Origin of the sequence: Salmonella sp. SAL04157 (assembly GCF_046551635.1) — a bacterium.
In the GTDB taxonomy this organism is placed as follows: domain Bacteria; phylum Pseudomonadota; class Gammaproteobacteria; order Enterobacterales; family Enterobacteriaceae; genus Salmonella; species Salmonella enterica.
Genome location: NZ_JBGDVS010000007.1, coordinates 1 through 26,628 on the forward strand (window position 1 = coordinate 1; position 26,628 = coordinate 26,628).

Below are 26,628 nucleotides of genomic sequence, written 5' to 3' on the forward strand. Positions count from 1 at the left end.
GCAGAGCAAAGAGCTTGCCCTCAAAAGTCTCGCTGACCGGCCACTCGCTACTGTCCGGGTGTGATAGTATTTTGAAGCCCGCGTTACCGAGCAAACTGGCATATTCGTCATCGCGCCAGGCCGTCATCTGACTGCCAAAACGGCTAATGCGACCGTTTTCATCTATCGCCCAGAACTGCGTTGAGCTGGTCTGCGTCTCTTCATCCCAGGCGTTTTCCGTCAGCAGCAGATGAGATGCCGCAAGGAACAGTCCGTGCGGACAACGCTGCCAGCTCGCCGGCGCCATACCCTGACGTTTAACTTCATCAAAAGTATGAACTTCAACAAGCAGCCTGCCGCCTGGTACCAGCCACCGAGCACAGCGGCTGATAAGGGTCTGAGCGTCAGTGGCACTGAAAACATTCAGCTCTCCAAACGTCATCATGATGAACTCGAACTGTGTCTCCGGCCAGTAGGTGCGAATATCCTGCCGGATGTAGTCAATGCTCAGACCGGCGGTTTGCGCCTGCTGACGAGCCCACTCGATGGATGCCGGTGAAAAATCAACGCCCGTACAGCAATATCCACGCTCCGCCAGCAAGCGGGTGTATAAACCCGGGCCGCAGCCGATATCCAGAATGCGTGCACCAACCAGTAGCTGACGGGCAATCCACCCAACCTGCTGTTCAATTACGATCTGTCTGCGGCTGGCCCAGTCATGCTCCTGCGACAGATGGTTTTCCAGCATGCGCTGGCTAAACGCCGGCTCTTCCCAGGGTATTTTACTTTCAGCTGCAGACAGCTGCAGCCGACCGGAGGAAGAAATGAGAGTACTGATATCCATAAAACTCTCCTTAACGGTTATCGGGCTGTGAGCGAACGTTGTTCAGCCCGGTGGTGTTGATGCGGTAAGGCTGACCGTTGACGGACTTGATCAGTTTTTTGGTTTTGAGCTTTTTGAAAACGGCGAGAGTACAGTCGGCGAGCAACAGCCCTTCGCGGCTGTAGCATTCAACAGAGGTAACGCGACCAGAAGCATCGCGAACGTGCACAATACGTCCACCTTTTGCGAGCACATGTAAGGTACGCTGTTCCTGACGGGATAAATTCATACTGGAAAACCTGTTAATCAACATGAGCAAAAACGAGCCAACATCCGCAGATGTTCGCGTAAAGTTTAAGCGCAGCGATAATCAGTCCGTTCTGAGCAGAACAGAAAACTGATTATCTGATGATTACATTCTCCAGCATCAAAGCCTCGGTGAGAGTTGAAAGGTATTTACGGCATGAATAATAACAACTGTTTTTTGTAATGAAAACACAGGAGAGAAAAAATGTGATCCGGGAGGAAATTTCAGAAGATAATGCTGGCGACTTTTATTGCCAGTAAGTGAACTTGTCAGCCCGCATTAGGTTCTGATCGGTCGCGGTCGGACTGGAAAAGAAGAAGGCCACTTTGGCTTTCTCTTTTTTGACCTCATTTGCGGCCATATCGACCAGCATGCCGCCTAACTGGGCAGGGCTTGTGGGAGACGTCGGTGTTCTGGTAGCTCAGACCGGTTATCCCCCGCTAAAACTTATCTGCGTACGCTTATATCAGTACTGTGGGCTCTGCATTGTTCAGTATTAAAGACTACTTTGGAGTAAACTTTAATTCCCGTTGCTTCAGCCACTTATCAGAAAAATCCTGTCATCGATTTGAACGTGGAAACTTATACCTGCATACTGTATATGCATACAGTTATTTTGAGGTATAACATGCTGCAATTTATTCCCATAGCATCCATTCCTGAAGCACTGACAATTCCTTTGTTTACAGAGCGATGTGCTGCCGGTTTTCCTTCTCCAGCAACTGACTATACAGAAGAAGAGCTGGATCTGAATGCGTATTGTATACGTCGCCCCAGTTCAACTTTCTTTGTTCGGGCCATTGGTGATTCGATGCGGGATATGGGGCTGCATTCCGGTGATCTAATGGTGGTCGATAAAGCCGAAAAGCCGCTACAGGGTGACATCGTCATTGCAGAAACAGAAGGTGAGTTTACAGTCAAACGTCTGCAACTTAAGCCCCGCATCGCCCTGCTTCCCATGAATCCTGCATACCCTGTCCTCTATCCTGAAGAGCTGCAGATATTCGGTGTAGTGATCGCATTCGTACACAAAACCCGGAGTAAAGACTGATGTTCGCCCTGGCTGACGTCAACAGCTTCTACGCGAGCTGTGAAAAAGTATTTCGTCCCGATTTACGTAATACACCTGTTGTGGTGCTCAGTAATAACGATGGATGTGTTATCGCGCGTTCAAAAGAAGCGAAGCAACTGGGCATTAAAATGGGGGTTCCGTGGTTTCAACTGAAAACAACCGAATTTCCTGTACCTGTCGTTGCGTTCTCGAGTAACTACGAACTCTACGCGTCGATGTCGAACCGTGTTATGGCGCATCTCGAAGAACTGGCACCTCGCGTTGAGCAGTATTCTATCGACGAAATGTTTCTTGATATCCGCAATATTGACAGTTGTATCGATTTTGAAGACTTCGGCCGGCAGTTGCGCGAGCATGTACGTTCAGGAACCGGACTGACCATCGGAGTTGGGATGGGACCGACTAAGACACTGGCAAAGTCAGCACAATGGGCGTCTAAGGAATGGCGGCAGTTTGAGGGCGTGCTTGCTCTGACTTCAGGCAATCCAAAGCGAACGGAGAAACTATTGTCACTGCAGCCAGTAGACGAAATCTGGGGGGTTGGTCGCCGGATCTCGAAGAAACTGCACACAATGGGGATAACAACTGCACTGCAGCTGGCGCACGCGAACCCAACATTTATCAGGAAAAATTTCAGTGTTGTTCTCGAGAGAACTGTCCGTGAACTGAACGGGGAAAGCTGTATTTCACTGGAGGAGGCTCCGCCACCCAAGCAGCAGATTGTCTGCAGCCGATCCTTTGGGGAGCGCGTCACAACATATGAAGCCATGCGCCAGGCAGTCTGTCAGTATGCTGAGCGTGCAGCTGAAAAGCTGCGCGGCGAGCGGCAATTCTGCAGACATGTTGCTGTATTTGTGAAGACGTCACCGTTCGCTGTGAACGAACCGTATTACGGGAATGTGGCCAGTGAGAAACTGACGACTCCCACGCAGGATACCAGGGACATCATAGCCGCAGCGGTGAAAGCACTGGATCGGATCTGGGTGAAAGGGCATAGATATGCAAAAGCGGGTTGCATGCTCAATGATTTCACACCAACCGGGATTTCTCAGTTAAATCTTTTTGATGAAGTGCAGCCGCACGAACGAAGTGAGCAGTTGATGAAAGTTCTCGACAGTATCAACCATTCAGGTATGGGAAAAGTGTGGTTTGCCGGAAGAGGGATAGCCCCTGAGTGGCAGATGAAAAGAGAGCTACTCTCTCCAGCTTATACCACTCGCTGGGCTGAATTACCTGTTGCACGATTGCGCTGAATCAGCTCATTGAGACTCAGTGAAAAAGGCTGAATTTCATGGTTGAAAATCAATACATTGCCATCTGAAGAACTGCTATCGTAGTGCCAATAACCATTCTTTTAATGTGCATGTTAACAAAAGAGGTTTAAATGAGAATAAACGTACTATTACTTACCAGTCTGTTAGTAGCTGGACCGGCGCTGGCAGGAGAAGCTCACGTTTGTAAATCACAGACGGTAGCGAACTCTGCAGCGAATGCCGAGTTGACGGATAACACGGTATTTAAATGCGGCGAAAGCATTTCCGGAACTATCCCGTCACTTGCCCGGGAGGGATGGAAAATTGTGCAACAGACAGATCAGGCAGATGTCACCGATCCATCAAAAACATACGCACAATTGATCATCCAGAAGGATTAATACTGTCGTTGATAATTCATCACACTTTCGTGCACGCTCCCTGACGGGAATACCCCCGTCAGGGTAAGATTTTACGCGGGTCCGGAGACCCGCTCAGTTTTAACACTCGATCTTAAATTCTTCGTTGCTGGCCGTGATATACAGCGGTTTCCTCTCGTTCAGAATGCGGTTAATCATGCTTTTCGTCAGATTTATCGTCTCACCAAAATCATCACCCCCTACTTCTGCCCGGGCGGTATCCCACCAGGCCTCATCCTTTTCCGGATGGCATCCCTTCGCATAAGCCACTTTTCGGCCACGCGGAGTGAGCTCACCGGTTTCAGACATAATATAAACGCCATGATCCTTGACCAGTACCACGCCACAGTGGTTTTCACGTGCCTCAAGCAGTACCGGTTTTAAGTCTTTTGCACTGAATTTCAGCATGATGTTTCTCCTGTAAAAAATAAGGGGAGAAACATCCCCACCGGGAGAGTTTCTCCCCGGTGGGTTTACCGTTGATTTATGCAGCCAGTCGTGGCTGCTGTGGTACCGGTTGATCAATCACCGGCTGCTCAAACTGCTCACGTACCCAGCTGATGGCCTGGCTCATCGCCTCACCATAATCGCTGCTGGTCATCCTGTTGATGTTATCCACCTCACTGTCCCAGGTGAACGACTCCAGCAAAATGCCGTTTTTATAGTAAACATTCACCACAAAGCAGACCGGAGTAAAAAGCCCGTCCGCGACTTTGTCGACCCAGGACACGATGTATTCCGGATTGAACTCCAGAATGTCTATCTCATCGATATCCTGCGGCCCCACAAATAAACGCAGTGAACCGTACTCCCCGCAGAATTCGCGCAGCTGCCTAGGCTCTGTCGTGCAGTTCGCCACAAAGCATTTCAGTTTCTGATAGCAATACTGAGTAATGTCCTGCAACTGCTGCGCCAGCCAGCTCTCAAAACGGTGCCAGTATCGTACCGTTTTGCTGAATATCACCTGTGGAATACGCCGGTGTGCCGGTAAATCCTGCTGGCCGGTCACCCGCAGGTACGTTTCTTCGTCCGCCTCCGTCAGCGCCGCAGGGTTTCCCTTCAGCAGCAGGTCGCACTGACCACTGCTGTGAGGGTGAACCCGGGGAAGCCAGTCAGGTTGTTCTGCCTCCTTCGACAGCATATCCAGTCCGGCTATCCACAGCGTCAGTACCTGCCGGCAGCGCGCCAGCGTGGTTTCATCACTGTCCAGACCGGACAGCATGACATCCATCACCGCCATCAGTTTTTCCCGGTCAAACTGTATCCGGGTATTCACGTAGTCGGAACGGCTGCCGCGAAGCTGCCAGGTAATATCCTCTTCGGTTACGTCCAGACACAGCCGCTCTGAGAAATGCTGGCTGATATATTCGTCAATAATGCTCACGGGAAAATCCTCTCTGGTTTATTAAAGGGATTTTCCCCCTCAGGGGAAAATCCCCTGAGGGTATAGTGGTTAATCAGGCGGCCAGTTTCAGTGCCGGCCGGGTTAAAGGTATCTCAACCAGCGACGTCCGTTCCTGGCGTATCCAGTCCAGGGCCTCGCTGACAACATTCTGCCAGTCGCTGACATGGGGATGCTCCACATCAATCACGTCGGCGTCTCGCCTGAAGACGTTCAGCTCCGAATCGTTGCGGTATATTACCCGCACTTCAAAGCGAACCGGCGTCAGATTACCGGCCATAATTTCCTCCAGATAATCTTCCAGCGATGCGTCGTCATACGCGTAGAGATACTGACATTCATCAATATCCCGTCCGGACATATGCAGCTCAATACGTCCGAAAGCCAGGTTAAAGCACCGTATTTTCCTGGGCTCCACGTGCAGCCGGCGATAAAGACGCCCGAGTTGCACCAGACAACGATCTTCCACCTGATACAGTTCACGGGCTATCCACGCCATAAAACGCGTCCAGTAAGGCATCGTCGCTGCAAGCTGTTCCCGGGGGAACTGCTCTCCGGACATCAGGTGACACTGGGCGGTCAGGCGTAAGAATGCATCATCCGGCAGCGCCAGCAGTGCCTGTGGGTCCCCCGGCAGCAGACGATCAACTCGTCCACTGCACTCCGTAATCGTCCGGGGCAGTATCGACATATCCTCAGACACTGTTGCCAGCGCGTCGAGACCACGAATCCATAGCGTCAGAATACGCTCTGCCTGACGGCATCTTTCCCGGAGCTCCGGATTAAGCGCCACGTCATCCAGCATAAACTGCATCACGGACAATAACCGGTCACGGTTCAGTACCATATCGGTATTGACGTAATCCGACTCCCGATCGTCCACCTGGTAAAAAACCTCCTCAGCGTTCACACTGAGGCTCAGTGCTTTACTGAGCTGCCGTTGAATATAGAAACTGGCCAGCATAAGTGACTCCTGTTCAGAACAGGAATTCTCCCCACAGGGAGAACCCTGTCGGGATGAAGATAAATACGCAACTAGGCCGCTTTACGCGTCCGATCTGCCTGCCACCGGTGATGCCAACGACCCAGTACAAACATTGGTGTTGCCATCTCCCGTTTAATCTCCACGGTCAGGCTGTTGCCGGTAGCCACAATGGCCGGAATACCCATCAGGGATAGCTGGATGTAACACATCATCGAGGCCACCGGGTCAATATCGACACAGTACGCTACCATCTGTTTCTGCGGATTAAATCCCGCCTCCAGCATGGCTTCTGCCAGCGCAACGACCATACTTCCGGCACCACTGGCAGGATCGCTGACAGTAATAAAGTCTCGTTCCCCGCTGGAAAGTTCAGGTATACGGTCACTGAGTGTCATTCGCGCCATCGCGTACGAAACGCTGTAAGGCGTGAAATACTGTGCGTTATGAAAATTTCCCAGTCCGGATATCATATAAATTCGCCCCAGGAAATCTGTTGGACTGAATTCCAGCCCCATAACAACTTCTGACAGTAAACGGGCCATGTTGTTTGCATCTTCAGCTGAATAGTGGGATACCCGCCTCATGTAGTCCGCTTCAAAATCAGGATCCCGATGTACAGCGTTGTACAGTGAACAGGCCGCCATATGGACGAAATCACTGAATACCTGCCAGCGGCTTTCATGAGGTGCAATACCGTTAAAGATACTGACAAAACGGTGTATATGCGGGTTCTCCTTTCCCCTGCGGGCAGCCCAGGGCAGCGCCACAACATTGTCATTACCATCCGGGTCATCAGGCCCGTCATCATTCGCCGCACTCTTACCTTCCGACACCGCCGGTGCCAGGAGCAAAGGTAAACTTTCGACCTGCACCGCTTCCGCTTTCCTGTCCGGTATACCGGATGGCGCAGGCACGCGGTAACAGGTCAGCAGTTCGGGACGAATTTCAGACAAAGTCAGTATTTCACTGTCTGGTCCTGCTTCGTTGATAAACAGCGACCGCTGAGGCTGGTCGTAGCGTTCCCACTGGTAAATGCGGGCCAGTGCATTAATCGCCATCAGTGGAGTGATCCCACATTCAATATGCCGCTCAACCACACTGCGACATCCCAGCGTGGTGTCATCGAGAGAAAAACCGTAATGCGTTTCAAGAATCAATGAGGCCATCTTCTGCCACATCTCCACTGTCGTCATCGAGGGTCTTCGCTCTTTCAGCCACATCATCGCCTTTCGCGCTGCCTCCGCAGCCCGAAAGAGACGCCACGGGTCCCCCTGTAAATATGTCACCCAGGGTGCCACATCCAGCCTGGATAGCATCGCTCCCGGTAATCCCAGAGCAGCCGAGAGAAATGCGGCGCCCAATTCTGCAACCAGGGCCTCATGAACCTCATCGGTACGTGTATCCACTGTTAATCCGAAGCGATGTAAGCGCTGCGGATGTCCGGTAGCCTGAACCAGCAGATTCAGTATGTCCTGCCAGTATGTCTCCTCTCCGACATACGATGCCACGGGTGGAAGCTCAATCCGGTCATGCAATGCCCGGTATACCGGCAAAACGTTGTCCCTGTGGATCACGGGAACCCCACTGTTCTGAAGCAGGTCGCGGATCACATTCAGTGACGGCTGAGGTCGTGGAGGCAGTGGCCACCCCGGTTGCAGCATATCCGGCAGACCATCACACTGTTCAGGGTTAATTACCTTGAAAAGCGATAACGAAGGCCGGTAGCGGACCAGGGTGACTGGCTTTTCACCGGATCTGACCTGACCGCCCAGTTGGCGGAGGTCATCTCCGGTCAGCCACCTTCCTGAACGAAGCGAACGCTGCTGCATGGCCTGCCACAATAACAGTACGTTAATACCGGTAAACGGCACGCCCGTAAGCGCGTGTTCCGGTAACCCGGGAATTGTGCCCCGCCACGGTACCTGGCCTGCAGCCAGGCTACTGATAAGTCGGCCGGAGATAAACCGGCTGATATCATCCGGATGTAACGATGTGTTCATATGCTCTCCTGAAAAAAAGGGAGAGCGCCCCCACAGGGAGTCACTCTCCCTGCGGGATAAGGTTCAGTAACGCAGGATGCGTACGTGATTACGGTACCAGCCGACCAACAAATCCGAGGATACGGCCAGGCAACGTCGCCAGCTCCTGTCCGATCAGCAAAAACTGCTCAGGATGAAAGTGACCGTATAACAACACTGATGTCACCACGCCCGTTAAGGTCATCCCCAACAGCAGACGGTTACGCCGCCGCCGGAACTGCGCCTCTTTTTGCTGCACCTGCAGATGCAGGTACAGCCCCAGCGTCTGCAGCTCGGCAAAGCGGGCAAATTCTTCCCGCCTTAAGGCCTCGCATGCCTCGTCATAGCGCAGCAGCTCCGTCGGATGGTTCTTCTTCAGAAAGCTGCGATAACCGCCATCCCTCATCGTGTGATAATGTCGGTCAAATTCCGCCTGTAACCACTGGTTGAAACGGTTACGGGTTCTTCGAAAAACTTCCGGTTCTGCTACTGTGGATGCAGGGGTTTCGTTAGTGGTCATTACGCTCATACAGACTCCTTTTGAGTAAAAAGATCTGACGGCGTCCCCCTCACGGGTTTCCCCGTCAGGGTAGGTGGTAAAACTGATTAACGATCGAAAGTGAGTGTCACCTGACCGTCTGAATATTCACGTTTAATACATACGTTCTGCCACAATGGGGCATGGAGGTCACCATCAGGCAGGAGACAGAAATAGCCAAACTCCACTATTCCCTGCCCCGAAGGTGCCTGACTGAGTGCCTGAAAACCGTGGTATATCAACCGCTGCAGCCGTTCGTTTTCACAGTCCGGAGCCTGGGGGTATTTTACCAGTTGTTCCCAGACCGGCTCCTCGATAGCGACGGCCGGCGGCGTGCTGCTCAGCAGCGCCATCATATCCATCATGCGGCCTCATCATTAACCGGGGCTGTTGTCACTACGTCAGTAACCAACACTGACACTGGAGCATTTCGCCGGTTCTGCCGCCGGTGCCGGCTGCCAAGAAACCGCAGCAACATCTGCTCAGCCACCATCACGGATTCCCTGTCGTCTACAAATTGTCTCTCGCTGTAATACGGCTCCGCAGCCTCTTCACCGAAGTAAAGCAGCTCCACGCCGGGTTTCAGCGCATCCCTGAGCCGGAGAACAACGGCCCGACCGCAGAACTGACCATCATCGGCCAGCTGCCAGCGACCGGTATACACCGTTCGGGGGCGCCAGTCGGAGGCCTGCAGTCTGGCCTGTCTTCGACGATATAACACCGAAATACCGTGATACACCGTCAGCCCGGTCCAGCGCATGACGCGCCAGAGATGGTGCAACAAAAATACAAACAAGCGGGTGGTTAACATCATTGTGAATCTCCTTCTTCTCAGAACAGACGCAGCACCAGTAACAACATTGCCAGCATGAGGGTTCCCGCCAGCTTCAGCAGGAGCATCAGGCCAATAAGCTTTATCAGTGCTGCGCGGTCGCGGGAATAACACTCCTCATGCACCAGATGGCGCACGCGGTTTTCCTGCTCCGGAGTCAGTGTGTTGCCGGTTTTTTCACAAACCGACGGAAGGTGAATGTGAGACATAGGATCCCTGTAGAAATAAAGGAACCTGCCCCTGACGGGGCTGGGCCCCGGGGTGTGAAACAAAACAATACGACCCCGTCAGCAACGACGGAAAATATGAATAATGGAATTATCAACCCATATCAGGCCTCCTGCGTAAAATGCGGGAGCCCTGGCGGGCATCCCCGCAAGGGTAAAAAAGTTGATACTATGGCATTCCCGGTCTTTCAACCGCCAGCTGTTCCCTTATCGGGTTACCACTGACAGACGAAAGACAGGAATGGTTAGCCGGTAATGTTCCGGGGAGCACCGCAAAACAACGGCAGCGCTCAGCCAGCCGACCCAGACAGGCCTGTAGTACAGACCTCAAAAAGTTAAAAACAATCTCATGCTAAGCAGGAGCATACAGCCAGCCATCCGCTTCTGCAGCGCATATAGCCCGGTCTGCCCGGGCTTCATTGCGCCCCAGAAGAACAGCCTGTGTCCAAACGGGTTCACACAACATTCTCCCCATATGTTCAATGGTGCCAGTCAGTTCATGTCCGGCTGTTGTCAGAACGTCAATATCTTCTGATTCAAGCCTTTCCATAAATTCTCCGAAAGCCATACCACAGTTAAATACCGCACATTCAAACTCCGGTTCCTCCTGCCTGTCATCATAAAGCGGATATAAACCGGCGTTCAGAGAAGCCTGGATACTCAGCAAATCGCCCTCAATCAGCGAAAGCCAGATCAAAACGTCAGTGCGGTTTTTCAGTTGATAAACGTTCATAAATCCTCCTGTCAGAACAACAACAGAGGGATTTACCCCCTACGGGGAAAAATCCCCTGTTGGGTGGTAACGTTAATGCAGTGGAAATTCGTTTTCTAATCGGTCAGTTCCCAGGCATAGCGAAGATGTGCAAGTTCAAGTGCCTGGGAGTACGCGGTATTCATGGCACAGTGAAATGAATCAAACTTGCCACAATCCACCACCTGTTCATAGCGTGGATTCATCCAGCCGGAACGTTTGTTGACGACTGCGTGAAAATGGTCGTTATCATCCAACCAGACCTCTGCCTGAAAACGCAGATAACCGGTGTGATTGGCGATCCATTCACTTTTGCCGTGACGTATACATGGAAGTGCCTTACGCAGAATACTGACCAGAGAAGTCAGAAAGATGTTCATAGTTTTCTCCAGAAGTAAAACGGAGAAAACCATCACCGTATCGGGGAGGCTTTCCCCGATGGGCAGGATGTAAGATTTGTGGTTTAAACGTCTCAAAGCGAGCGATACGAACGAGCGATCCTTCAAAGAAGACACTGGACCAAAATGATCAACAGTCTGTACCCGGAATACCGGTATAAAACCTGCCACAGTGGGAAGATTTCCCACCGGAAATGCTGAAAGACGAGTATCGAAGTGTGAATGTTGAGGATATCTTCATCGCAAAAATTGCGACAGCCATTTCCAAAGATTAAAGGGCTGTACCACCCGAAGGCGTCACCTCTCAGGCTACGGTGACATTGGTGTGCAATCACCCGAAGGCGTTCCTCTCAGATTGCCGGAACATTGGTTATGTGATCACCCAAAGGCGTTCCTCTCAGATCACTGGAACATTGGTGGTTGCCTAAGGCAACGTTTTAAGCGCTATCATATTAACCAGAGCGAGAATGAAAATTCAAGACCGTAACTGAAGTTTTTTAACATGCTAAAGACAGGTACATGAGAAGTCTGCACGAGATAAAGCTGGAAATTTCAGGTACTAAAAAACACTCCACTGAAAGTCAATCTTTCATACTGACGCAAATAATCACTTTTTGTGTATCTGCTTTTATGAATTAATGTGTATTAGCTTAGATTTAGTCTGACATAGGTATGGTGCAGGGGCGGACTTAATCTGACAGTCCGCTCAGTGCCAGGAGCGGACGCTATGGCACGATTTGTAGGATATCTAAATATTCCTGGCTTGATCGGACGAGATACTTAGAGTTTGTCGGAAGGCATTTTTGCCCGTTTTACATCAAGTTTTGAAGCTATTAGTGGAATGGTAACGGTTGACGACATGGTAATATGGGGATCCGAGGGGCCACATTTTCCCTCTCGAATAGTGGGTTCATGATGAAACTGGGTCAACATAATCAGAGTAATATGCTGATTTAATATGGCATAAAGCTATTTCTTTAACGGAGGGTTGTTGTGTTTAAATTCTGGAATGTCTATCTATATTTTTTCGTGGCATGGTTGTTGGTAATCACGTTCTCTTTAATAACAAAATCTGCCCTGTTATCTATAATTTTAATTTTCTACACAGGCTTGATTCCTTTTATTTTCGCAATCCTTTTTATATCAAGATCAATCATTGGAAAAAAACTAGAAAGCATAAAGAAAAAATGGCACTTTGCTGTATATCTTTCATGGGTTATATTTATATATTCTATTTTTGCTCAAAAGTGGGCTTCAGAAACCTTGAATAATATATTTCAGATTAATGCAGATTACCTTAGCATTACTTACAAGTTACTCGCATTCCTTTTTGCTCCTTTCGGCATCGTCTATCAAGCATATATACTATCTGGAGTTTGGTCATTATTCATTTTTATTAGCCTCGTCTTATCCACTATCCTACCATTATTTCTAATCTTTAACATTCATTTTAAAATTATTGGAAAAGCACTTGGCGTATTTTCCCTGATTTTTATATTCATATCATGCTCAGTTCCAATGCTATCAACTATGATGTTGCATCAAGAACAATTGATAATCAAATTTGCACTTTGGGCTGATTTCAACAGTAAAAACTTATGTACTGATTCTTGGGTTAAGAATACAGAAAGTGTCCTTTTCTTGGATGGAAACAAAGTACTAGCCTACCACCCTAATAATCCTGAAGGCTATCGTTTCACAGTTGAAACATGCAATTACAATAAAACTTTCTAGCTAAATGGGTGGAACCATACCAAGCCCCCTTACCCAATAATAATACTGAACGCAGTTGCGCAATAACGCCGCTGGGGCACATCCACGTTCGCATGACCAGTGTCAGGCTAACATTGGTTTCATAGCATGAGCTGCAGCGTTTACTGCTGGATCCCTGTTAATTATCACAGGCAAATGTTAGTCATCAGTCCCGGTGGTAATGACAAATACGAACTTCCGCTCCTCGCTCTCAGCGGACCTTTAGCCCAGTTAACACGTCAGTTCTGTGCCAGGAACGGACATTGGCTGAATAGATAGAAAGGAGCCTTGATGTGTTTTCATTAACGCTGGTTACGTTAGAATAGCCTCGATAAAAACGAGAGAACTGGAGTAAAAATGTTTGCTGATTTTGGTATCGTGAATTTCTGGACGTATCTGCTTGGAGCGACACTGATAGTGCTTGCTCCTGGCCCTGAGACCATGTTCGTGATCAAAACAAGCATTACGAGCGGCGTCAAACGAGGCTTCGCTGCAATATTTTCCATTCTGATGAGTGACGTACTTCTGGTTCTGCTGGCATGGTGTGGGCTGGCCGCAGTCATAAGCTCAACCCCTGCCTTGTTTAACGCCATCAAATACGCAGGTGCTGCCTATCTTTTCTATCTCGGTGTCCAGACGATACGCGCTATCTTTAAGCCAACTGTCGAAACTAGTCAGGAAAAGAAATCTTCAGCTGATGCCAGGGGGATCATCGGGCGTGGAATGCTTGTTACTCTACTGAATCCAAAGACGCTGCTGTTCTATATCTCTTTCTTCGCCCAGTTCATCAATGTTCAGGCTGAACATTCCTGGATGGCGTTTATCATCCTTGCAGCAGTAATGTTCGCGATTACTCTCGTTTATTTCGGTTTCCTCGTTTTCTGCGGTTCTTATCTGCTAAGCCGTCTGAAGGGCAACCGTAGATTATCAACCATTGGAAACGCGCTGGTAGGTATGTTCTTCATTGGATTTGCAGCACGACTCGCAAGCGCAACTTCCTGACTGGACAGCTAAACCGCCGTGAGGCGGTTTTTTTACGTTCTTCTGCTGGATGGGACGTCCGTTTTTCGCTCACAGCGGACTTTTAGCCCAGTTAACGTGTCCGCTGCGTGCCAAGAGCAGGCCTTATAAACACTAAGGTACGATCGTCTATGGGCAGTCTATGGTGGGCTATTAGGGTGTGAACTCATCACGACCTGAGAAGATCGTAACAGATTTAGCTCCCCTTGAGAGCGCAACATACAAATCAGTTGCCCCCATATTTCCCGCATCTAGTATCACCGCGTGGTCGCATTCCAGACCTTTCAGAAGAAGAGTTGAGCCTATTGAACGGTGCGATACGCGTCCTTCACCTTGGTATCTACGTTGTTCACGAATAACTGATGCAGACTCTCTAATGCTTTTGTCAGGTGAACTGATGGACAGATTTATCGCATCTTTTAGAACGTGCAGAGCTCCGGCCCTGAATACGCGTGTCTCTTCCTTCTCTTCGAGCAAAAGGAGTGTCGTTCGAATATTTTGTCGGGTTGGGGCCAGAGCAAGTGCTACCAAAGCATTCTCAAGCGAAGAAGGGGCTGTTCTGTTTCGTCCAGCCTGAATAGAACTAATTCTTCGTAAGGTTGTACTAACGCCAACGTTTGTCATCAGCTCAGCTGCTGCCTGTAAAAGCCTTGGCATCACGTTGGCAGCATTAGCATCGTCAAGGGATGCAGCCATTTTTATCACGTCACTCAGATCTACTGGTTCAACAACATCAATGCCATTGATTCGTTGTGCAAATTGATGCCTGGATGACGCTCTTCGTGAATCACCTATAACTAAAACCGAGTCGTTGGGAAACTGTCGCAGCAGCGAGTAATATTCGCGCTGCTGGCGCTGGATATTGTCATTATGATTTCGTAAAAGAGGCCGAAAACGTACATAGTCAGGACAGGACCTTAAGTCGATACGCTCCCGGAGAAGTAATCGATGTCTTTGCTCAAGGAGCCACTGGCCCAAATCTGGCGTTTGTGCATTGTTCCAACGCCAGGGCGTTTGTAAGGTTGCCAGAGTAGGGAAAAAAGTTTCCACGGTTTGGTTCCAGTTGGGCATAGGGCCGCTAAAGTTGAAAATACACTGCATCGGGTCACCAAAGACTACCGTTGGTAGCAAACGTGAAAGCGCACAAGTCAGTTCATGTTGCTCGCTATTGCAGTCCTGGTATTCATCGACCAGCAAACGCGAATAAGTAGCTGTGATGATTTCGCTAATATTACCGTTAACAACCAGATCCCGTACGGCACGGCGAAGAGAAGGGTAAAAAACGGTTGGATTTTCAGGACCCACACCGAGCGGACACAATCCCGGGAAGCAGCCAGCTATTTTCAGAGCCCATCCATCGATTGTTGTCACAACATAGTTCCGCGGAGGAATTGCAAAACGGCTCAGTCGCTTTTTGAGTGCCGTTACACCTGCGGTTGTGTGCGTCAGCACGAGATACGGCTTACTTTGCGCAAAACCAAGTGCTTCAGTAATCAGGTGGGTTTTGCCACATCCCGCTGGCGCTACAATCAGGCCTTTACTGGCGTTTAAAATGGCATCCACACTCATCGTGGGTCACCGTTTTCTGCTGCCCACGCCAGCATATCTCTTATAATTGCTTTGAATGGTCGTGAAAACTGATTGATGACCGGACCCACGATATTCTCCGCTAGATCCTCAGCCTTCCCGATCGTTTTAAACCAGCCATATTTGCCAGCAGCGTGAGCCACTGGCGTTCTCATTTCTTCTGTCGGTTCACCTGTGCATGTGTCAAAGTTATAAGCCCCTTGGGAGCAGTTATGAATGTGCTGATCCACTTGTTGTTGGCTGTTCAGATCCGCAGCAAGAAGAACGATGTCACGGATAGTCTCAGCAGGACACCAAGCTAGCAGGGCACCCTCTGTTGAAAAACCATTACCCCATTCAAAAATGGTAACGCCGCTTGCCCGGCAATGTTCTGTCTGTTGCCTGTGTGCAGGTGTCGTGATATCTGAATCTTTTAATAAGGCAGTACGATATCCCAGTTGTGCAAAAACCTCGGCGCGTTTGAAATAATTGTCCCCGCCGCCGCCATCTGTAGCAAAGGCCCCCTGATCCTGAAAGCCTGTTCTTCCCCTGCGTTGTCTGGACAAGTCCAGCCCTCTGATAAAACCAACCTCAGTTCCACCTTCGCCCACAATTACGGCTTTGCTGAAAAAGGCTTCAGCGCAGGCCCTTAAGGTAGCTTGTTCCTTATCGTCCCCACTTAGTGTCAGGAAATTGTGTGAAGGCTCTGGGGGCGGTTGTTCTAGTTTCCGCAACACACAGAGCTGGGTTGCCTTGAGTTCCCTGAGAACATATGGGGAATGGGTGGTGATGAATACCTGCGAAGTAGGCTCATCATCACGAGAACCCAGTTGATTCAAGAGTCGGCTGATCCTGTAAGGCTCTAGTCCGTACTCTGCTTCATCAACCAGTATGATCCCCGGCCCCCCGACAGCTTTTTGTAACCCGCTCACCAGCAATCGGGTTGATCCTGTACCAAGCATTCTCAGTGGCGTGTTATCACTGTTATGCAGGCTGATCGCACTGTTAGACAGGGAGACGCCATTCACGTCCAGCAGCGCTTTAAGTTCTCCAACCTGAACGCCTAACTCATTTGCAATGGTTCTGACCTCGGTAAGAATGTTATCCAACTGCGGTAGTTGCCGGGCAGCAAAGTTGTGTCGTGTCTGTCGGGACAGTTCGGCCAACGTTGAACTGATATCAAAATCTTCTGCAGATAATTTATTCAGTACTGAGCGGTTGCCCCATGCCAGATGATGATGCGAGGTTGCCCCAAGGCGAGTAGGGCTTAACTGCTCCCGGTGCTTCCACAGTAACCTTTTCTCTAACCCTTCCACTGTTGCTCGTTCTGAAAATAAGCACCAGTCTGGTTCGAGATCTGCACCAACGACCATTCTCAGTGTGAGTACGGTTTCATCTCCTGCCAGAGGTTCATCATGGATTTCCTTTGTTTCGCTATTGAAACCACGAAGATAACGCCCATAGTTCTCAAGGTTCCGAAGCCCGTCATCAAGCTGTCCGAGAGTTACACTGATGCAGACTGGAGTAGCGGAATTCATGAGATAAAAATCCGCATCACTGAATGTGAACGATCTTCGCGCTCCGAGTACTAGGTCAATAGCATCAATAAAGGTCGATTTCCCTGAATCTCCAGGCCCTATCAGACAATTCAGTCCTGAACCTGGAAACCATTCTGCCTGCCGTATTGAGCGAAAATTCTGAATGCTGATGTGGCGGATAACAGCCATGTTTCCTTCCTAATCCACGAATGTTGTATTTGCGCCGTAATAGCAGGAATTATGACACACCCTTTCTTATTTAATTGTGATATTGCGGGTATACACGCTGACTCAGCTGAGAGGAAACACTTCAATCAAACAAAGGTCCGCTGTTCGCTCATAAAGGACAACCATACTCAAATCTCCCACATTGCAGGAGATTTGAGTATGAACACGTCACCGTGGAATAAAGACCGTATCATAGGCCAAAAAAGACCACTTCAGATATCTCATATCTGGGGGATTCGAATCCGGCTTGAACTGGAAGGTAAAACGCGTGATTTAGCTCTGTTCAATATGGCCTTAGACAGTAAGCTACGAGGCTGCGATCTGGTGAGCCTCAAAGTATCTGATGTTGCATATGGTAGCTCGGTTTCAAGCAGAGCTACGGTGCTGCAACAGAAAACCGGTAGCCCTGTGCAATTTGAGATAACCAAAGGGACAAGAGAAGCTGTTGCTGCATTGATAAAGCTTGGCAATTTGCACAGTAAAGACTTCTTGTTTCGGTCTCGGATCGGAACTAACCGGCACATATCAACCCGACAATACAGCCGAATTTTTCATGGGTGGGTAGAAAAGCTTGGTCTCGAAGCTTCGCTTTACAGCACACATTCCATGAGAAGAACAAAACCTTACTTGATATACAAGAAAACCAAGAGTCTCCGGGTGATACAAATTCTGTTGGGCCATAAGAAACTGGAAAGCACAGTCCGTTATCTGGGCATCGAAGTCGATGATGCGTTAGAGATATCTGAATCGATTGAAGTCTAAGGTTGTCAGGGCTGCAACAGCAGCCCTGTGCCAGAAGCGGACATTGCTAAGTTCGGAACGTACTAAGCGGTAGGGGCAGGTCAGGTGGATGTGGCAATTAAAGGGCAACTTACGATGAAGGCCAGAAAAGTTAAACCGGAAGCGCGTGTGCGATTTTGAAAGGAACGGTCCAATTCTAACAATGCTCTGGGATTGGGAATATAAGGGCCAAAAGCTGCGTTACAGCAGGGCAGCGTTGCGGCAGGACTATGAAAGAGACACCAAAATGGTTGGGGTGGTTGTTGATTTTTGTGTGATCCAAATGGGACTTTTGGAAAAGGGAGTTGATGATGCAGCACAATGAAATCTTATGAAAAATCAATTTTGAACTATTCATCTGTGCATTCTGATGTATCAACAGCAAACCACCGGCTGGCCTCCGGTGGTCTTCGCATTTATGCAATAATATTTTTCATGTGTGGCCAAAAGGGTGAGTTATGAAATTAGTTAATGTTTTTGAAATAAATCGTTTATATAGCTTTCGCTATGTTCTTTTTCATCTCTGTGGCTATGGAAGTGATCTCTTTCATCCTCATCATAATCGTAAGAGTCATAGAGGTGTGTAGACGCATCGACTTTACTATACATATATTCAATTTCATTGTCCTCAAAGGGCAAATCGTATTCATTAATTAAATCATGTAGCATGTCATATGCAATGTCATCAGCTTTAGATCTTTCGTCATAATCTAATGATTGAATTTTCCCTGTTCCAGATAAATGTTCGTCATAATTTTCATGCCAATATTCTTTGATATGTTCCATTAGTTCATGAGTAACTTCCTCTCCTTTTATTGCAGGTCGAAGATTGATTAAGTGTGCTAAGGGGAGGTAATCGTCATGATTGAGTGTATATCTCCAACTAGACCTCATGGCATAATTTATAAAGTCAGAGATGAATTGATCTGAAAATAGACTTGGAGCATTTTTTACAGCCCATAACACGCACTCCCCAACTTCGTAATCGTAAGTGAGATATTCTTCTTCAATGTTTAAAAATAAGCTTGGGTACACCATTCTATTTTTATTGGTGGAGATTAAATTGGAATGTATGATCGAATGAAGGAGATGAATTGAGTAATCATTTAAGCATTTAAGATCAACAGCATTGAGTACTGACTCAAGCACTGAAATAAATACATCAGCATTGATTTTCCTATTGCTGTGCAAAGAGAATAAAGTGTTAATTGATTGATTTGTCTTAAGGGCTGAAAAGTAAAGTGCAAGAGAGGTTTCATCAGTAGCATAGCGATTGATGATATAGTCAGACACTGATGGGTTGAATGGTGTCAATCTTATCATTACATTTTTATTTAGCTGTGTCAGACTTCTATTAAGTGTTGATTTTATTGACTCTTTTATGTATTCATCTATTTTATTTACTTTGGAGTGAAAGTTATTTTTATATTTGATATTGAAAACACGCTTTAATGCATTTTTACACTCCCGTTCTTCCATGTTATTAGCATTAAAAACAACCAAGCAAACTAGATCAATGACTTCCTCACGTGTTTGATTATTGAAACAGTGCGACCAGATCATTTCTGGATTGTCTAATGAATTTTCGATATACGACCAAAAATTCGAACTATCGATTCCTGATATTCTGTCGCTATCTGTAATAAACGATATAAGTCGTGGGTTAAAGTTTGGATGATGTATTATTTTCCAATAATTACGATTATCATAAAAAGTGTCAATGTACTCCTGTGGTAATGAACTATGCCAAACATGATTGTAAAGTATATCAGCCTTTTCTATATCAGTAAGATCTGATACATTTATCTCAATTTCTTTTTTTTCAATTTTTTCTATATTAAATATCTCACTGAGATTTTTAGCTCTGTTTAATATGTTGGTTCTTGACGTCAAAATCATCTTTTTGTTTTTGTCGGTAATGATTTTTTTAATAAACTGAACGATTTTAGAATCAGAGTTTCTAGTGAAAATCTCTAAAAGAGTAGCGCCGAGAAAATCATCAAAATAGAAAAATTGCTTTCTCTCTTTTAAATATATAGATTCTATTTCTGAAATTGATCCTTCAATGTGGTAAATTTCATAGTCGCGATTACAATGCATGAGCATCACTTGTTTTGCAAGAGTGGTTTTACCAACGCCAGGTAAACCAGTGATGATTACAACTTTGTTTTCATCTAAAATCTCTAAAGCTTTTTGTAATTGCTTGGTTTCGATGAATTTGTATGATTCTTTTCTCGCATCTTCAATCAGAAAGTTACTATTTTGAATTGCAGCATTATTTAGCAGGCTCATTAAAAAATTTGTACTGGAAAGCCAAAGTTTGTAATGGTTCCGTTCTGTTTCGGGGTAAAGTGCTAAAAGATCATTGAGATGCTCAGGACCAATGATGTCATTATTGCTTAGAATGTAAGGGTTAAATAAATCGAAGATTTCTTTTTTATTAGCAGGGGATAAACCAACGCTTGTGATGAAAATGTATCGATTAGGTTTTAAGTTTTTAACTTTTGCAACTTCTTCGCTTTTAAGTTTACTTAATAATCCACTATAACCAGTTTTAACATAGTGTTTAACTTGGATTATTACTTCGCCAGAGTGATAAAAACGACCATCAATCCCACCATCTTTTCCTGATTTAAAACGCTCAATAAGCAGATTTTCTCTCTTACTTAAGAGGTCCGTAGCTAGTCTTTCAAACTCTTCATTATTGAGTGCTCTAAAATCATAGTTTGTCATTGGAGTTCTTAATAAGTGGCTGAAAATGAAAGCAATGTTACATGGTGGAAAAATCAAAAAAAAGTGGAATGATGATAGATTGTTATATTCATAGAGTTCATAAGGATTAAATTGTGATTTAGTGCATGATTTTGCGCAAAATTGCACAATTTTTTAAGGTAACTAAAAGTTGTGCCGCGTCGTATATGGCGCAGCTTTGCTGCCTTTCAGAAAGAGCACAAAAATGGGGTAGTAATGTGCGCAGGCGAGGCGGGGGAGCAAGCGCGCGCAAAGGTGGACAGGTCACTGGTTCACTGCATTGAATGACTCTGTACCTCCGCAGACCTGCATTAGTCGTTGCGCCGCTTGGCACTCGTCTTTGCCGCCCTTCAGAATATAGTACTGGATATTCTAACGGAAGGTCAGAAAGGAGCGTTTACCAAAGAGGATGGCGAGAAGGTCATTGACGAAACGGGGAAGCGGGTTAAGTAATCTGCCCACTTCAGAATATCGGACGCCTGTTTACACTATGTGGGCGTCCGGTTTTCGCTCATAGCGGCCCTTTAGCTCAGGTAACATCCGCTTCGTGCCAGGAGCAGACAAAGTTGACATAACTATACCTATCAAAGCGGAGCAAGCCAGTTAGTTGGTTGGTGATGGGAGTGAGTTGTCAAAAGTTGTCGCCCGCTACTATCTCCATCGGAGATTCTTAAGTTTACGCACTCTAAGTTACAGTTGCTTCAAATTGTTGCCAAAATACTGAAATCGAGTTTAATAGGGGGATGATATCTCAGCACACAGTATACAGGGACACAAAATGCATCATTTAAATGATTTCCCCAAAAGAGATAGAAATCGCAGGATTGAAAGACTTGCGATATCAGCTTTTGAAAACTTTCTTAGAGATTCAAATGATTTTTTTATTCAAAGTCAGGATATAAATGATTACGGCGTAGACTATCAACTCGAAATCACAACAAATGGTCAAGCAACTAATATTAGATTGTTTGTCCAACTAAAAGGTACTGAGCAAGAACTGAATAATGATGGATCGGTCAGTATATCTGTTAATAGAGCTAACCTGAATTATCTGTTAATGCACCCCTATTCTTTTTATGTGTGCTTCCATGCCCCAAGTAATAGTCTAAAAATAACATTCGCTGAAAGCGTAATTCGAAGCTATGAACAGTCTGAAAAGCAATGGATTGAGCAAGAAACACTCACTGTAAATTTTATTGAGGATATTTCTGACTCACGTTTGCATGAAATTGCAGAAGTGGCTAGATTTAATGCCATGAGTGACCGTAATGCTCGAATCGAGTTGATAACAAATAATATTTCAAATGTTAGCGATGTTATTAATAGAGTCATACCGAAGATACATATACCAGAAGATAAAAAATTAGCTCATGAATTGCTTAATTCATTGTATGAAAATAATCATGATGATGTAATAAGTGCTAATTTTCATGAGTTTTTGGCTATTTTCGGCCCTGACCATCCGGCGATGATCATTCCATATATGTCGGAAATTAATAAAGCTATGGATAGAGTTAATGGCAATGAAGAAAGGGTTATAAATGGTATACAATATCTTAGAGATAGATTGGAAGAGGGTAAGATAACAAAGGGAAGTTTATATTATTCAATAGGTAATGGGTTTACGGCTCTTGACAGGGACAAAGAAGCTATTCAAGAGTATAAGGCTGCTCTTGAGCATATAATCGAAGCAGAGAAATTAGCTGCGCAATGCTACAAAAATATGGGGAGTAGTTACTCAAGGCTAGGGAATGAAAATGAAGCATATGAATGCTATAAGAAGGCACTTGAGTTAGAACCAAACTTAAGTGAAGCTAATTTAGCTTTGGGAATAATTCATAATCGTAGGGGTAATTATGAATTAGCATTAGAATATTTAGACAGAGTGTTTTTTCCAAGAAATTACCAGTATAAACTAATTTATGTTGAAAAATGGAGAATAAACACTCTTTTCAATATGGGGGATTATCGTTCGGCATATAGAGAGATTAATAATCTATTAACTCGTAATGATAATAAAGAGGACTTATGGAAATGGTGCTTAATGCTAGTTGCAGCGTTCTGTCGAGCTTCGACTGCATCTGCTAAGCTTAGCTTGCCTTTTTGGGCTCGCTTTTTAGAATTCTATCCTAATCACCCTGATGCCTCTAGAGAAATTCTATTGGCGAAAAATTACTTAAGAGTTAATGATAATTTAACTAAATATTCGTACCATGATTTTAAGAAGGAGTTTGAACTGCGAATAAATAATGTTAGTAATGAAGATAGTGCTTTCCTGTGGGATCGTATAGGCCATTGGGCACAAGATGAAGACGAGTGGGAAGATGCAGAGATACACTTCCGTAAAGCATATGAAATTGCGGGTGGCGAATATGGATATTGTCTTGGGGTAGCTCTGAATCATCTTGGTCGCTTCCAAGAAAGCTTGCCTATTTTGGTTGAGCAAGCTGAAAAAATTCAACCTGATGATTTTAGCTGGTTCCAGGTTGCTGTTGCCTACGAATTTCAAGGATATATTCAAGAGGCAATCGATTCTTATGAAAAATGCTTATCAATAAATAAGAAAAACGAATTGGCATTGTTCAATCTTGGAGGCCTTTACTGGAATTCGAGAAATTATGATGAAGCAAGTCGTGTCTGGAAGCTGGCAGTAGCGTATTATCCCGAGCATGAGCTTTCGCATAAACTTCGAAAGGATATTCCATTTATTTTAAATTGATTTCCTTTATTAGCATCGAGCCTAGAGTCGTAATTCATAGAAACAATCATGAATATGGGACATAGGCTCGTTGCTACAGAAAAATATACTTAGATTTGAATGCATATGACCTCTAAATGTTAATGGCACGATTATGCAGGATACAGCTCATAGCAGTCATTTTGCGCGTCTTGCAGACGGCTTTGTGCTAATGTAAGTATCCCGCTTAGATACCCCATTCTCTTTTAGAGATCCACTTGCATATGGATTATGTTACCTGAAAACGGACTTCCGCTCCTCGCTCAAAGCAGACTGTCAGATTTGATTGTGTGCTACCAGTGAAAACCGTCAGATCAAGTCTGAGCTAATACAATTAATGTAAACCCTCATTAGAATCAGCAAATCCCTAAAAAACATTCCCTGCCTCATCGACTGAACATGAGTTACTCATCTTCAGTACCATCTCTGAAATAAACCTGTTTTACATATCTCCCTCTTCCGTCTCCATGACCTAAATCCATTGACACCTGAGCATATATTTCCTTACCAGAAAAACCATTCTTCTCATAATATTCCCGAGCTTCCTGTGAAAAATGATAACGCATACTGTGAGGTGCTTTTTCACCTGTCAGACCCGCACGTCTGACATGATAACGGTAGGTATCAATCGCCTTACGAATATCAGGACGATCAATCAATTTACCGTTATTTTCCTTCATTACTTTTTCAGCATAATTTATTGCCTGCCTTAAAGCGTCCTTATCAACAATCAGCGTATTTCGTCCTCTTCCTCCTTTCGTACCAAAAATTACACGAACTGAATGTTCCCCTGACTCAAGAGCACGTTTCCATGTCATCACGGATTTACAGGACTCCACTGCCTCTTTAGTTCTTAAACCCAGCGTATAAGAAAGTAACATTGTTGCTGCAACCCCCCGGTTGCTTTTCTCAACCTCCTTAAATGCCTTTTTAAATTCTTCCGGGCTTAACGGTAATTTTGTTCCCGACCTGCTACTTTTTTCTAATCCAAGAGCCTTATTACTCAGGAGCGGATTATTCGGGTCTGCCAGCTTATAACGTCCCGCCTTATTCAAAACGCCACGAATAGCAGCCCGCTCATTCTGAATTGTCCGCACGGAAATCCCCTGTGATTTTCTGAACTGGAGATATCCGGTGACATGACGTGTTTTAATACTGTCAGTATGACGTAGCTTAATACCGTTATCACGAAGGTAGTTCAGAAAGTATTTCGCGATACGCATGCTGTCTGCAGCCGTCGCGTATGCCCTGCCGGCATCCCGGGCTAAGGTCACAAAATCGCGACGGAATTTCTCCACTTTTGAACGAGCTGTTTTCCCTGCCATATTGCCCCCTGTATGACACTGGTGAAAAAAGACACACTAATCCCTCAGCGCATCCCATCAGTCAGAACACTTGTCGGTAGTTCTCACTCATGAAATGAACTGTCATAACCAGCTGGAAATATTAGTTTTTCGTCATCACAGACGTTCCCTGCGTGTCGGTGCGTTCGTCTTCCTGACTCGTCTGATATTGTGTAGCAGGGTAGCGCTATGTTGAGTTTTTGCAGGAGTTCAACCAGTACGCAGTACGGCGAATTTAACTCCCCGTCAGTAATTACTGACGCCTCAATATCATGACGATAAAACCTCCATTAATCATTATGTTAAGCTTCACAGATGAAACCTTAACAACGGGTTAAACACGGGCCCTGAGCGGCCGTCCGTGGAAAACGGACGCGACGGGCGTTGTAGAAAACGTTTTTTCAACACATTCCTCAAACTGGTTTCACGAACGAATACACTTTTTAAACTGTTCGGAAGATCAGGAAATACGTGCTGAAGATGTTTTACGCCTTGCGGCGTCACTTGGTTCTCGTTTTACTCGAACGCAAGTGACGCCGCGTATACTCAAACTGTCCAATGCATCGTCCGGAAGATGCCCCAAATGTTGCGACGTTCGTCGCGCCAAATGGCTGGCATACCCGTACATGCAAAGGTTGTCTGAGCACGGAGGCTTAAGAAGTGAGTACTAAAAGATACGGTATAAAACCGTAGAAAGAAGAAGCGATCGTCCACTGTTCGTGAAGACAGGTCAAAAATCTGATACCGAAAAACGGTACTTACACGTAGTAAAAATATCTTCGTCGCAGAAGTACACGACAGCCGTTTCCAAAGATTAAAGGGCTGTACCACCCGAAGGCGCCACCTCTCAGGCTACGGTGACATTGGTATGCAATCACCCGAAGGCGTCCCTCTCAGATTGCCGGAACATTGGTGTTGTGATCACCCGAAGGCGCCCCTCTCAGATCACCGGGGCATTGGTGGGTGCAGCTAATGCACCATTACAACGTTCGTATAGTAGATCATTGATGCCACGTTGATCAATACAACTCCCCCTGCTTAAAAGGCTAAACATCATATTCCACTTCATCAAAGGCAAGCCTGCGGGTGACGGCGCCAATATTGATTCAACGCATATATCTGAAGAAGACTTCTTTGATAGTCTGATCGTATCGCTTCAGTCGTTGACAGGATGGTAGTGTTGGAAATCTTTTTTTAACCCACTGAAAAATATCTTCTGATTATTTTTCATACACAAATCTCTATGGTCCGTTCCATACGGATCCGGTTTTGTATGGGTAAAAAAAGGTTAATTATGAAAGTAACATGGACTGTCACTCCTGTGGGGTATCAGCACATCGCAAAACGCTGTCCGTCATGCAATGTAAAACGAGACTTCACGCCTTCAGGTGCATTCAGGGTTAATTCACAAAAGAAAATGCTGGACGTATGGAGTATCTATAAATGTACTCACTGCGATTACACCTGGAATATAGCGCTGTATTCCCGCCTTCCTGTAAGCAAAATAAATCAGGAACTTCATCACCGGCTGATGACAAACGATGAATCCACAATCAGGCATTTTGCCTATGACACTGCTGTTCTGAAGCAAAACAATGCAGAACTATCAGGTCAACCTGATTTCCGTATTCAGGAGCGCTGTCAGCCCAGTTTAACGAGGCAATATCAGATATGTGTCCGAATCAGGTTAACCCACTCTTTCCAGGTAAGCCTGCTGTCCATACTGAAAAAACAACTTATGCTGAGTTCGGCAGATATCAGGAGGCGAATAGACTCCGGGCAAATAACTGGCGTTACGGCAAAAATGCTTAAATCGAGAAAGTTGAGGCAGACTGAATATTGTCTTGAGATAACGGAGGAAACATTCTATGCCAGACGCAGAATTAAGTGGATGCAGGCTTAAAAACTT

Annotated in this window: 25 protein-coding genes and 2 pseudogenes; 10 read left to right on the forward strand and 17 right to left on the reverse strand. The window is 46.2% G+C overall.

The window, feature by feature from the left end; all coding sequences use genetic code 11:
- The 3 genes and pseudogenes from ACLJRE_RS15790 to ACLJRE_RS15800 all read right to left on the reverse strand — a co-directional run.
- Positions 1-823 (reverse strand): class I SAM-dependent methyltransferase (locus ACLJRE_RS15790; protein ID WP_410957446.1); only part of this gene is annotated, 823 nt, incomplete at its 3' end.
- Positions 824-833: 10 nt separating this feature from the next.
- Positions 834-1,091, reverse strand: a complete 258-nt coding sequence (locus ACLJRE_RS15795) for a YjhX family toxin (RefSeq protein ID WP_001681810.1) — start codon at positions 1,089-1,091, stop codon at positions 834-836.
- Positions 1,092-1,392: 301 nt separating this feature from the next.
- A pseudogene (locus tag ACLJRE_RS15800) lies at positions 1,393-1,503 on the reverse strand (autoinducer 2 ABC transporter substrate-binding protein); the annotation flags it as partial.
- A 234-nt stretch (positions 1,504-1,737) separates the two neighbouring features.
- On the opposite strand from ACLJRE_RS15800, the gene umuD reads away from it, so the two are divergent.
- The 3 genes from umuD to ACLJRE_RS15815 all read left to right on the forward strand — a co-directional run bounded on the left by umuD (position 1,738) and on the right by ACLJRE_RS15815 (position 3,835).
- Complete coding sequence (gene umuD, locus ACLJRE_RS15805) at positions 1,738-2,160, forward strand: translesion error-prone DNA polymerase V autoproteolytic subunit (protein WP_023226847.1); 423 nt, start codon at positions 1,738-1,740, stop codon at positions 2,158-2,160.
- Entirely contained in the window at positions 2,160-3,434 is a 1,275-nt protein-coding gene (locus ACLJRE_RS15810; protein ID WP_071953562.1) for a Y-family DNA polymerase, read from the forward strand. The genes umuD and ACLJRE_RS15810 overlap by 1 nt, the downstream gene beginning before the upstream one ends.
- 131 nt (positions 3,435-3,565) lie before the next feature.
- On the forward strand, positions 3,566-3,835 hold the full coding sequence (locus tag ACLJRE_RS15815) for a hypothetical protein (RefSeq protein ID WP_001222413.1): 270 nt from the start codon (positions 3,566-3,568) through the stop codon (positions 3,833-3,835).
- Positions 3,836-3,934: 99 nt separating this feature from the next.
- Here the strand turns inward: ACLJRE_RS15815 and ACLJRE_RS15820 are convergent, their stop codons facing one another.
- The 10 genes from ACLJRE_RS15820 to ACLJRE_RS15865 form a co-directional block, all read right to left on the reverse strand.
- Positions 3,935-4,261 carry a DUF3085 domain-containing protein gene (locus tag ACLJRE_RS15820; RefSeq protein ID WP_071953563.1) on the reverse strand — a complete coding sequence of 109 codons (327 nt, stop codon included), beginning with the start codon at positions 4,259-4,261 and terminating at the stop codon, positions 3,935-3,937.
- Positions 4,262-4,337: 76 nt separating this feature from the next.
- Positions 4,338-5,237 carry a hypothetical protein gene (locus tag ACLJRE_RS15825; RefSeq protein ID WP_071953564.1) on the reverse strand — a complete coding sequence of 300 codons (900 nt, stop codon included), beginning with the start codon at positions 5,235-5,237 and terminating at the stop codon, positions 4,338-4,340.
- Positions 5,238-5,310: 73 nt separating this feature from the next.
- On the reverse strand, positions 5,311-6,219 hold the full coding sequence (locus tag ACLJRE_RS15830; protein ID WP_071953565.1) for a hypothetical protein: 909 nt from the start codon (positions 6,217-6,219) through the stop codon (positions 5,311-5,313).
- Between the two features lie 71 nt (positions 6,220-6,290).
- Complete coding sequence (locus ACLJRE_RS15835; protein WP_071953566.1) at positions 6,291-8,240, reverse strand: zincin-like metallopeptidase domain-containing protein; 1,950 nt, start codon at positions 8,238-8,240, stop codon at positions 6,291-6,293.
- Between the two features lie 88 nt (positions 8,241-8,328).
- On the reverse strand, positions 8,329-8,787 hold the full coding sequence (locus tag ACLJRE_RS15840; protein WP_000115421.1) for a hypothetical protein: 459 nt from the start codon (positions 8,785-8,787) through the stop codon (positions 8,329-8,331).
- 77 nt (positions 8,788-8,864) lie between these two features.
- On the reverse strand, positions 8,865-9,158 hold the full coding sequence (locus tag ACLJRE_RS15845) for a hypothetical protein (RefSeq protein ID WP_171946858.1): 294 nt from the start codon (positions 9,156-9,158) through the stop codon (positions 8,865-8,867).
- Positions 9,158-9,610, reverse strand: a complete 453-nt coding sequence (locus ACLJRE_RS15850) for a hypothetical protein (protein ID WP_000979718.1) — start codon at positions 9,608-9,610, stop codon at positions 9,158-9,160. The genes ACLJRE_RS15845 and ACLJRE_RS15850 overlap by 1 nt, the downstream gene beginning before the upstream one ends.
- A gap of 17 nt (positions 9,611-9,627) precedes the next feature.
- Positions 9,628-9,837 carry a hypothetical protein gene (locus ACLJRE_RS15855; protein WP_000018145.1) on the reverse strand — a complete coding sequence of 70 codons (210 nt, stop codon included), beginning with the start codon at positions 9,835-9,837 and terminating at the stop codon, positions 9,628-9,630.
- 370 nt (positions 9,838-10,207) lie between these two features.
- Entirely contained in the window at positions 10,208-10,588 is a 381-nt protein-coding gene (locus ACLJRE_RS15860) for a hypothetical protein (RefSeq protein ID WP_071953568.1), read from the reverse strand.
- A 95-nt stretch (positions 10,589-10,683) separates the two neighbouring features.
- Entirely contained in the window at positions 10,684-10,986 is a 303-nt protein-coding gene (locus tag ACLJRE_RS15865; RefSeq protein WP_071953569.1) for a hypothetical protein, read from the reverse strand.
- A gap of 1,011 nt (positions 10,987-11,997) precedes the next feature.
- Here ACLJRE_RS15865 and ACLJRE_RS15870 point away from each other — a divergent pair.
- Together ACLJRE_RS15870 and leuE are read left to right on the forward strand one after the other, a co-directional pair.
- Positions 11,998-12,738, forward strand: a complete 741-nt coding sequence (locus ACLJRE_RS15870; protein ID WP_071953570.1) for a hypothetical protein — start codon at positions 11,998-12,000, stop codon at positions 12,736-12,738.
- Positions 12,739-13,113: 375 nt separating this feature from the next.
- A complete protein-coding gene (gene leuE / locus ACLJRE_RS15875; RefSeq protein ID WP_101994457.1) occupies positions 13,114-13,758 on the forward strand; it encodes a leucine efflux protein LeuE in 645 nt (214 codons plus the stop codon).
- Positions 13,759-13,929: 171 nt separating this feature from the next.
- Here leuE and ACLJRE_RS15880 read toward each other — a convergent pair whose 3' ends face one another.
- Together ACLJRE_RS15880 and ACLJRE_RS15885 are read right to left on the reverse strand one after the other, a co-directional pair.
- Complete coding sequence (locus tag ACLJRE_RS15880) at positions 13,930-15,345, reverse strand: UvrD-helicase domain-containing protein (RefSeq protein WP_071953572.1); 1,416 nt, start codon at positions 15,343-15,345, stop codon at positions 13,930-13,932.
- Complete coding sequence (locus ACLJRE_RS15885) at positions 15,342-17,069, reverse strand: ATP-dependent nuclease (protein ID WP_071953573.1); 1,728 nt, start codon at positions 17,067-17,069, stop codon at positions 15,342-15,344. The genes ACLJRE_RS15880 and ACLJRE_RS15885 overlap by 4 nt, the downstream gene beginning before the upstream one ends.
- Before the next feature lie 198 nt (positions 17,070-17,267).
- On the opposite strand from ACLJRE_RS15885, the gene ACLJRE_RS15890 reads away from it, so the two are divergent.
- Both ACLJRE_RS15890 and ACLJRE_RS15895 read left to right on the forward strand, forming a co-directional pair.
- Complete coding sequence (locus ACLJRE_RS15890) at positions 17,268-17,870, forward strand: site-specific integrase (protein ID WP_410957449.1); 603 nt, start codon at positions 17,268-17,270, stop codon at positions 17,868-17,870.
- Between the two features lie 145 nt (positions 17,871-18,015).
- A complete protein-coding gene (locus tag ACLJRE_RS15895) occupies positions 18,016-18,213 on the forward strand; it encodes a hypothetical protein (protein WP_410957450.1) in 198 nt (65 codons plus the stop codon).
- A 143-nt stretch (positions 18,214-18,356) separates the two neighbouring features.
- Here ACLJRE_RS15895 and ACLJRE_RS15900 read toward each other — a convergent pair whose 3' ends face one another.
- Positions 18,357-20,621 (reverse strand): restriction endonuclease, encoded by a 2,265-nt coding sequence (locus tag ACLJRE_RS15900; protein WP_410957451.1) that lies wholly within the window; start codon positions 20,619-20,621, stop codon positions 18,357-18,359.
- 329 nt (positions 20,622-20,950) lie between these two features.
- On the opposite strand from ACLJRE_RS15900, the pseudogene ACLJRE_RS15905 reads away from it, so the two are divergent.
- Both ACLJRE_RS15905 and ACLJRE_RS15910 read left to right on the forward strand, forming a co-directional pair.
- Positions 20,951-21,092, forward strand: a pseudogene (locus ACLJRE_RS15905) (arsenate reductase); the annotation flags it as partial.
- 325 nt (positions 21,093-21,417) lie between these two features.
- Positions 21,418-23,358 (forward strand): tetratricopeptide repeat protein, encoded by a 1,941-nt coding sequence (locus tag ACLJRE_RS15910; RefSeq protein ID WP_410957452.1) that lies wholly within the window; start codon positions 21,418-21,420, stop codon positions 23,356-23,358.
- Positions 23,359-23,780: 422 nt separating this feature from the next.
- Here ACLJRE_RS15910 and ACLJRE_RS15915 read toward each other — a convergent pair whose 3' ends face one another.
- The gene (locus ACLJRE_RS15915; protein WP_071953575.1) at positions 23,781-24,701 is read right to left on the reverse strand and encodes an integrase domain-containing protein; all 921 of its coding nucleotides are present in this window, start codon (positions 24,699-24,701) and stop codon (positions 23,781-23,783) included.
- A gap of 1,312 nt (positions 24,702-26,013) precedes the next feature.
- On the opposite strand from ACLJRE_RS15915, the gene ACLJRE_RS15920 reads away from it, so the two are divergent.
- A complete protein-coding gene (locus tag ACLJRE_RS15920) occupies positions 26,014-26,622 on the forward strand; it encodes a DUF1062 domain-containing protein (RefSeq protein WP_071953693.1) in 609 nt (202 codons plus the stop codon).
- Positions 26,623-26,628 lie beyond the last annotated feature (6 nt).